The following is a 6,842-nucleotide window of genomic DNA, read 5'->3' as shown; positions in this document are numbered from 1 at the left end:
GCCGTGGAGTACTTGTCCCATAAGTGCGTGCGAAATTCCAGCCCGGAAAATACACCATCACTCTTTGGGACTATACATCTAAGCTTGGTGGTGGTGAAATGCTGCACCCGCTCCTCGTAATAGGCCTTGCCATTGGGAAAACCCGTGGCGCCGAGCGTGGCCCGGGCTTTGGGCAAGTACTCCTGGTCGAAAAATACCTTGAGCTTTTGGTAGCTGCTGATTACGTCTTTGCTAATGACGGTTTTGGCGGTGTTTTGCAGGGCCAGCCACTCGGCTTCGGGGATGGCGGCGGGCTTGGTAGCGAAAGGCTTCCAGAATACGGACTGCTCGGGCGCCCCCACAATGTGCTGGGTGTAGCTTGTTTCGTACCCGTTGAGCACTTCCCGGGGCTGGGTGATGCCGAGCGAAACGCCTTTGCGCATCAGCTGAATGTTCTCATCCATGAAGCGCGGAATATCTTGGAGCAGAATAAGATATTGCTCGGCATCCTTTTTAGTGCGGAGCGTTGCGCTTCCCTCATCAGCCAGGGCGGCGTGAAACCCCGTGTCGGTATATAGCGGATTTAAATAGGCCTGGTACTCGTACTCAGCCAGTTCTTCCTGAATCCGATAATTCAATAATTCCAGGTTAACCTCGTCCTCGAAGGACAGGGTTTTTTTATTGATTGCGCCCAGATTGGTGGCTACTTTTTTATAAAAGGTATAGCGCGCCTGAAAGGTGCTCTCGGTTTGGGAGCGCAGCGGGTGGTGGAGGCTACTGTCGCGCTGGAATTCTGTTTTCTCAAACCCCTTGATGGCGTTCACGGCCACGGCAATATCCGGGTTCATGCGCTGCTGCGCCTGAACGCAAAAGGTGAACAGCACGAGAAATGCGAACGCAAGCGCAGAAAATTTCATAACAGACCCCGGATGAATACCAAAACGTGGCGTGAATATAGGCGCTACGTTAGCAGCCAGCGTTGGTAGGTTTTGGCCGAGGGCGCCGTGCGCCAGCTCAAGGCGAGCAGCATGGCCCCGCACGCCACCAGGTCGAATACGGCGTGGGTGAAGACGTAGGAAGCCAGCATGGGCAGGCTCACTAGGCTCAGCAGGCTGTCGCGCAAGAACATTCGGCCCTGGTATACCCGCAGGTTCTGCTCGGCGGGCCGGCGCAAATTGGGCTGCATGCGCCGGTAGAGCACGTACAGCAGCATCCCCACCGCGGGCACCAGCGCCCCGAGTAGCAGCAGGGCCGGCCACGTGGCCAGCCGCGGCTCCAGCGTAGTCCCCACGGCGGCGTGGCGGCCGGCCACCAGCACCACCGCCCCCATAAACAGGCCTTGCACCGGGTAATGCAGCCAGTGCAGCCAGCGGATGCGCCGGATGGCTTTGTGAAAATCAGCGTCCGTCATATCAGCAGTACAGGGCTCGGCCTTCAACAAAAATAGCGCGCCACGGGCAGCTCCGGCAATTGAAATTGCGCTTTATTTCCCTCCGGTTTTTATTAAAAATTGAGCTAAAAACGGACTTTGTATTTTCTATATTTCATGGATTATAACGCCCTGGGAGGCAGCGGTGCTAGCTTAATGCTTGGTGGAGCGGAGGAGCTAAAGATTTTACTTGACTTCTGCTCCCAGAATGCTTAATATGGGTGTCTCATCAGCCCCGTGTTGCCATGAACGTTCAGCCCAATTCCGCCCCCGTGCCCACGCCGCTGCATAGCGGTGCGGCTGCTCCCAAAGCACACGACGACCGAACGCCAGAGCAAAAGGCCCAGCACAAGGCCGAGAAAAAAGAGCGCAAAAACGCCCGGCTGCGGTTTTTCTTTGGCTGGTGCGAGGGCGTTCAGGCTTTCGGCTCAGCGTTTTAGCTCAATTTGTCAGTAACCAGCCATAAAAAAAGCCCGGCCGAACGGCAGGGCTTTTTTGTGTAAAGAACGGAGAAAACGAGCCGTTACGGAAATTTTGGAAACTTCGAGAAGTCGGGCTGGCGCTTTTCCATGTAGGCGTTGCGGCCTTCCTTGGCTTCGTCGGAGAGGTAGTAAAGCAGCGTGGCGTTGCCGGCCAGCTCCTGAATGCCGGCCTGCCCGTCGAGCTCCGCGTTGAACGACGACTTGAGCATGCGCAGCGAGAGCGGGCTTTTCTGCAGGATTTTATTGCACCAGGCCACGGTGGTTTCTTCGAGCTGGTCGAGCGGTACTACCTTGTTTACCAAGCCCATGTCGAGGGCTTCCTGGGCGTCGTACTGGTCGCACAAGAACCAGATTTCGCGGGCTTTTTTCTGGCCCACCACGCGGGCGAGGTAGGAGGCGCCAAAGCCACCGTCGAACGAACCCACGTTGGGACCAGTCTGGCCAAAACGGGCGTTTTCGGCCGCGATGGTCAGGTCGCACACCACGTGCAGCACGTGGCCACCGCCAATGGCCCAGCCGGCCACCATGGCAATCACCGGCTTGGGAATGGTGCGGATGATGCGCTGCAAATCGAGCACGTTGAGGCGGGGCATGGCGTCTTCGCCCACGTAGCCGCCGTGGCCGCGCACGCTCTGGTCGCCGCCCGAGCAGAAGGCCCGGCCGCCCTCGCCGGTGAGGACGATGACGCCGATGTCGGTGCGGTCGCGGCAGATGTTCATCGCCTCAATCATCTCCTGCACCGTGAGCGGCGTGAAGGCGTTGTGCACCTGCGGCCGGTTGATGCTGATTTTGGCGATGCCGCCGTGCTGCGTGAACAGGATTTCGCGGAACTCCTTAATGGGGCTCCACTGAATGGTTTCTGACATAGATTAAGATGAAAAAAGAACGTCATGCTGAGCGCAGCCGAAGCATCTCGCCCGCTTCGTTCTCACGTATGGATTGCTACCACACGCGAGATGCTTCGGCTGCGCTCAGCATGACGTTGAAATTAAAAGTTATGCGAATGCTTGTTTGACCGCGGCGCGGTACTGTTCGAAAAAGGCGGCGTTGGTGCGGCTGTCGGTCATGACCTCCAGAATCGCAGCTCCACCGTCGGGTGCAAAGAAAACCGGCAGCGCGGCTTCAAGTTCTGAAAACGATGAAACCGGGAAGTAGCGCAAGCCAAAATCCCGGGCCGTGTTCTCGGCCGTGAGCGTCTGGCGCGTCTCAAAAAACTCGTCCAGCTCGGGCTGCTGCCGCGGCCCGTCGATGATACGGAAGATGCCACCGCCGTGGTTATTGAACAGTACCACCCGCAGGTTGGGCGTGGGGTAATTGTGCCAGAACGCGTTGCGGTCGTAGAAAAAAGCCACGTCGCCGGTGAGCAGCACCACCGGCCGGTTGGGTTGGGCCAGGGCCGCGCCCACGGCCGTGGAGTTGCAGCCGTCGATGCCGCTGGTGCCGCGGTTGGCGAAGACTTCGATGCGCTGGCCCTGCGGGAGGCCGATAATGTTGGCGTAGCGCACGGCCATCGAGTTGGCCAGGTGCAGCGCCGTGCGGTCGGCAAGGGCGGCCAGCGTGTGGTAGAAAGCCGAAAACTCGTTGAAAGGCTGGCCCTCGGCAGCGAAAAAGCCCTTTAGGAAGTACGTAGCCGCTTTCTCGGCCTCTAACCAGGGAGCTACAGCTTCGCCCTCCTTGGGAGAAATCTTGGCCGCCAAGCGCGTGAAAAAGGCGGTGGGCTCCACCCGCACGATGGAGGTGAGGCTGCGAAAAGTATCGGCCGCTGCTCCGGTTGCCTGAATGTGCCAGTGCCGCTTCGGGGCCACGTCTCGCAAAAACAATTTCAGGCTTTTGGAGATGAGCGACTGCCCGAAGGTGATGAGCAAATCGGGGCGCAGCGCGGCTTTGGCTTCTTTGCTCAAGCCAGCCAGAAAAACGTCTTGCTTGCCGATAGCAAAAGCGCCGGCGTCGTCCAGATTGGCTATGGTGTCGCCGACGACCGGCGTGCCAAAAGCGGCTGAGAAAGCCTGCAGCGCGTGGGTGAGCTTCTCATCGGCTGGCTGCTGGCCGGCCACTATCAACACGCGCTCGGTCGTGCGCAATTGTTGAGTGAATTCGGCAACGTCCGCCTCCGATACAATTGTGGAAAGGGGCAATTCGCGGGTGATTTGCACGTCCTGCTCGTACCGGATTTCCTCGCCTGCATTCGGATAAAACGGTTCCCGGAGCGGCACATTCACCTGCACCGGCCCGGCAGGCGCGGCTTGAGCCAGGTTGATGGCCTCGTTCACAATGCGCGCCGAATGCCATTTGGCATCGGCGTGCGAGGTATCCACTGGGAATTCAAATTCGCCCTTGGCGTGGGCCCCGTAGAGGTTGCGCTGCCGGATGGTCTGCCCGTCGAGCTGGTCTATCCATTCCGGCGGCCGGTCGGCGGTAAAAATCACCAGCGGAATGTGCTGGAAAAAAGCCTCAGCCACGGCCGGCGCGTAGTTGAGCCCGGCCGTGCCAGAGGTGCAGACCAGCGCCACCGCCCGCCGCTGAGCCTGCGCGATGCCCAGCCCAATAAAGGCCGCCGCGCGCTCGTCGGGCACTACGCGCACCGTCAGGGCCGGGTGGCGGGCAAAGGCCAGGGTGAGCGGCGCCGAGCGCGAGCCGGGAGACAGCACGACGTCGGTAATGCCTTGCTGCGCACAGATTTCAGCAACGTTGAATACAGCTTGTATGGTCATGAAAACAGGGTAGTCGGGAATGCAGCAGCCAGCTAGGCTTGTGCTGGTGAGCCTTTACGCACGAAAAGCGACCTTGGCTAGGGTCGGGGTTTTGCCGTCTTGGCAGCGGACTTGACCGCAGGCTCCGCTTGCACCAGCGCCCGCAGCAGGCGCACAAGGCTGTCCATGTCGCGGTAGTCGAGCACTTCTACCGGCGAGTGTGAGTAGCGGCCCGGCCAGGAAAGCGGCACGGAAGGGATGCCGTAGTTCAGGAATTCCAGCCCGTCGGTTCCGCCCACCGTCATGCCTTCCTGAATGGGAATCTTTTGTCGGTCGGCGAGGGCGTGCACTTCCCGCACCAGGTCGCGTCGGGCAAAGTTTGGACTTTCCAATACCCTGATAACGGCGCCCTGCCCCAGCGGGCAGTAGCCGAATGCCCGCGACTCCTGGGGCGCATCCGACGATACAAACGTATCAATCGGGTACACCACGCTGGCGTCCTGCAGGTGCTGCGCGGCAAAAGCGGAGCCAATCAGCCCAATTTCTTCGCCCACCGACCACACGTAGGTCACCCGGTAAGGCAGCTTGGCGGGGTCGAGGTTCTGCAGGCTGAGCAGCAGGGCCGCGCAGCCCACCCGGTCGTCGAAGCCGCGGGCGGCCGCCCGCTGTGGGCCCAGCGGACGCAGCTGCTTGGGCATGGTAACAGAAGTAGTGCCGGGGCGAATGCCCGCTGCCTGCGCCTGTTGGGCCGATGTGAAGCCCGCAAACGCGGTAAGCGCACTGGCAGTGGCGCTTTTGGTGGCCTTCTGGTAGCCCGGCCGCGGCTCAAACACCGCCGCGATGTCGGCCTGCCCGGGGATGTGCAGCAAGGCGGGCTGCGCCTCCCACAGCCAGGTGTACGCTCCGCCTTTCAGCCCTAGCACCAGCCGGCCATCGGGGCGGATGGAATCGACCACGAAGCCGACTTCGTCCATGTGCGCCACGAAAACGAGGTGGCGCTTGCCTTGCCCGAATGTCAGCGTGAGGTTGCCGGCCGGGTCCACCACGGGCTTGGCCCAAGCGGGCAGCTGCCGCGCAATGAATTCGCGTACGGGGGTCTCGGCCGTGCTCACCCCGTACTGCCCCACAAGGCCCGCCAGGAGCTTCGCCTGAGGTGATTGGGCTAGTAGCGTGGGGCCGGGCTTGGCAGCGGGTAGCGGCAGCGTGGCCAGGGTGGTACCGGCTCCGGCGGCTCGTAGCCACGCCTGTGCCAGCTGCTGCACATCGGCCACGGCTACGGCTTCCACGGGTGTGTTGGCGTACCGGGCTGGCAATCCCAGCAGATAGGTGCGGGCCGTGGCTAGCTTGGTATTGGGCAGCACGGGCTTGCGGGCGGGGCGGGCCGGCTGCATAAGTACCTGTCCTGGCAGAGCCGAAGGCAGCGCCGGGCTGGCTAGGAATTGGGCCGTACCCGTGGGCTCTGCCTCCAGGGTGCGGTCGAAGCGGTACACCTCGTCGAAAGGCCCGTACTGATTGGCGACGGCTTCAAAGCCTTTGCCGTTGAGTAGTTCCAGGGTAGTCCAGGCGATTACCACCGTGCCTTTTACGGGGGCGGCGGCCAGCGTTTGGGCTACGGTGGCCAGCGCCATGGCCGCGGCTTTGGCCTTCATGGCTGGGGCCGCCACCCACTGCTGGGCGATAATTGCCGGCTTTTTCTCAAGCGTGAGCGGGTCCAGCAAACGGATGCCTTGTTGGGCTACTCCCGCGGGGGAGGTTGCGCCAACATCGAGAAAAGCCGCTTGCCAGGAGAAAGGCGGCTTATTTCTTTCCGGCTCTACCCGCAGGTTTTCGTAGTGCGACGATGGCACGCACGAAATCGCATTGCGGGCACCCTGCTCGGTGATAATGCTCACATCGTGGCCTTCCAAAAACTGATGGAACAGCGGCCCAACCTGCCCGCCGCCCACAGGCGCCACCCGCAAGTAGCCGTTGTCCTGAATCTGGCTCACCACGTACCCCGGCTCATCGAGCGGAGCCACCAGCAGGCGGCGCGGTGTACGAGTGCCCAGCACCAGCACCAGGTTGCCGAGGCGGTCACGCTGCACAGTCCCGGCCTTGAACAACGCTTGGACGAAGCGGCTGGCTTCCTCCTCCCGGCCCGACACCGCGCTCGTGCGGGCATACGCCTGTAGCAACGCCGGCGACTGAGCTGCAGCGATTCCAGCCCAACTGCTAAGCAGCAACAGCAATGTAAAAAAGCGCATAAGCACAGAGCGTTGATTC

6 protein-coding genes are annotated in these 6,842 nt (G+C 61.2%); 1 reads left to right on the top strand and 5 read right to left on the bottom strand.

What is annotated here, in order from left to right; translation table 11 throughout:
• Both LJ738_RS20435 and LJ738_RS20430 read right to left on the bottom strand, forming a co-directional pair.
• On the bottom strand, nucleotides 1–863 hold an 863-nt coding region (locus LJ738_RS20435), incomplete at its 3' end, for a DUF885 family protein (RefSeq protein ID WP_227788208.1).
• Nucleotides 864–940: 77 nt separating this feature from the next.
• Nucleotides 941–1,390, bottom strand: coding sequence for a hypothetical protein (locus tag LJ738_RS20430; RefSeq protein ID WP_227788207.1), 450 nt, complete (start codon nucleotides 1,388–1,390; stop codon nucleotides 941–943).
• A 263-nt stretch (nucleotides 1,391–1,653) separates the two neighbouring features.
• On the opposite strand from LJ738_RS20430, the gene LJ738_RS20425 reads away from it, so the two are divergent.
• On the top strand, nucleotides 1,654–1,848 hold the full coding sequence (locus tag LJ738_RS20425) for a hypothetical protein (protein WP_227788206.1): 195 nt from the start codon (nucleotides 1,654–1,656) through the stop codon (nucleotides 1,846–1,848).
• A gap of 83 nt (nucleotides 1,849–1,931) precedes the next feature.
• Here LJ738_RS20425 and menB read toward each other — a convergent pair whose 3' ends face one another.
• The 3 genes from menB to LJ738_RS20410 all read right to left on the bottom strand — a co-directional run bounded on the left by menB (nucleotide 1,932) and on the right by LJ738_RS20410 (nucleotide 6,823).
• Nucleotides 1,932–2,756, bottom strand: a complete 825-nt coding sequence (menB, locus tag LJ738_RS20420; protein ID WP_227788205.1) for a 1,4-dihydroxy-2-naphthoyl-CoA synthase — start codon at nucleotides 2,754–2,756, stop codon at nucleotides 1,932–1,934.
• Nucleotides 2,757–2,885: 129 nt separating this feature from the next.
• Nucleotides 2,886–4,601 carry a 2-succinyl-5-enolpyruvyl-6-hydroxy-3-cyclohexene-1-carboxylic-acid synthase gene (gene menD, locus LJ738_RS20415; protein WP_227788204.1) on the bottom strand — a complete coding sequence of 572 codons (1,716 nt, stop codon included), beginning with the start codon at nucleotides 4,599–4,601 and terminating at the stop codon, nucleotides 2,886–2,888.
• A 77-nt stretch (nucleotides 4,602–4,678) separates the two neighbouring features.
• Nucleotides 4,679–6,823: a M28 family peptidase gene (locus LJ738_RS20410; protein ID WP_227788203.1), complete on the bottom strand. Its 2,145-nt coding sequence runs from the start codon at nucleotides 6,821–6,823 to the stop codon at nucleotides 4,679–4,681.
• Between the last annotated feature and the right edge of the window lie 19 nt (nucleotides 6,824–6,842).

The sequence above is a fragment of the Hymenobacter plasmatis genome, assembly GCF_020711255.1.
In the GTDB taxonomy this organism is placed as follows: Bacteria; Bacteroidota; Bacteroidia; order Cytophagales; family Hymenobacteraceae; genus Hymenobacter.
This window is presented reverse-complemented; position numbering and strand designations above follow the sequence as displayed.

Bases quoted from the DNA above. Each gene is read 5' to 3' on its own strand.
- menD (WP_227788204.1), bottom strand. From the start codon at position 4,601: ATGACCATACAAGCTGTATTCAACGTTGCTGAAATCTGTGCGCAGCAA.
- LJ738_RS20430 (WP_227788207.1), bottom strand. From the start codon at position 1,390: ATGACGGACGCTGATTTTCACAAAGCCATCCGGCGCATCCGCTGGCTG.
- LJ738_RS20410 (WP_227788203.1), bottom strand. From the start codon at position 6,823: ATGCGCTTTTTTACATTGCTGTTGCTGCTTAGCAGTTGGGCTGGAATC.
- menB (WP_227788205.1), bottom strand. From the start codon at position 2,756: ATGTCAGAAACCATTCAGTGGAGCCCCATTAAGGAGTTCCGCGAAATC.
- LJ738_RS20425 (WP_227788206.1), top strand. From the start codon at position 1,654: ATGAACGTTCAGCCCAATTCCGCCCCCGTGCCCACGCCGCTGCATAGC.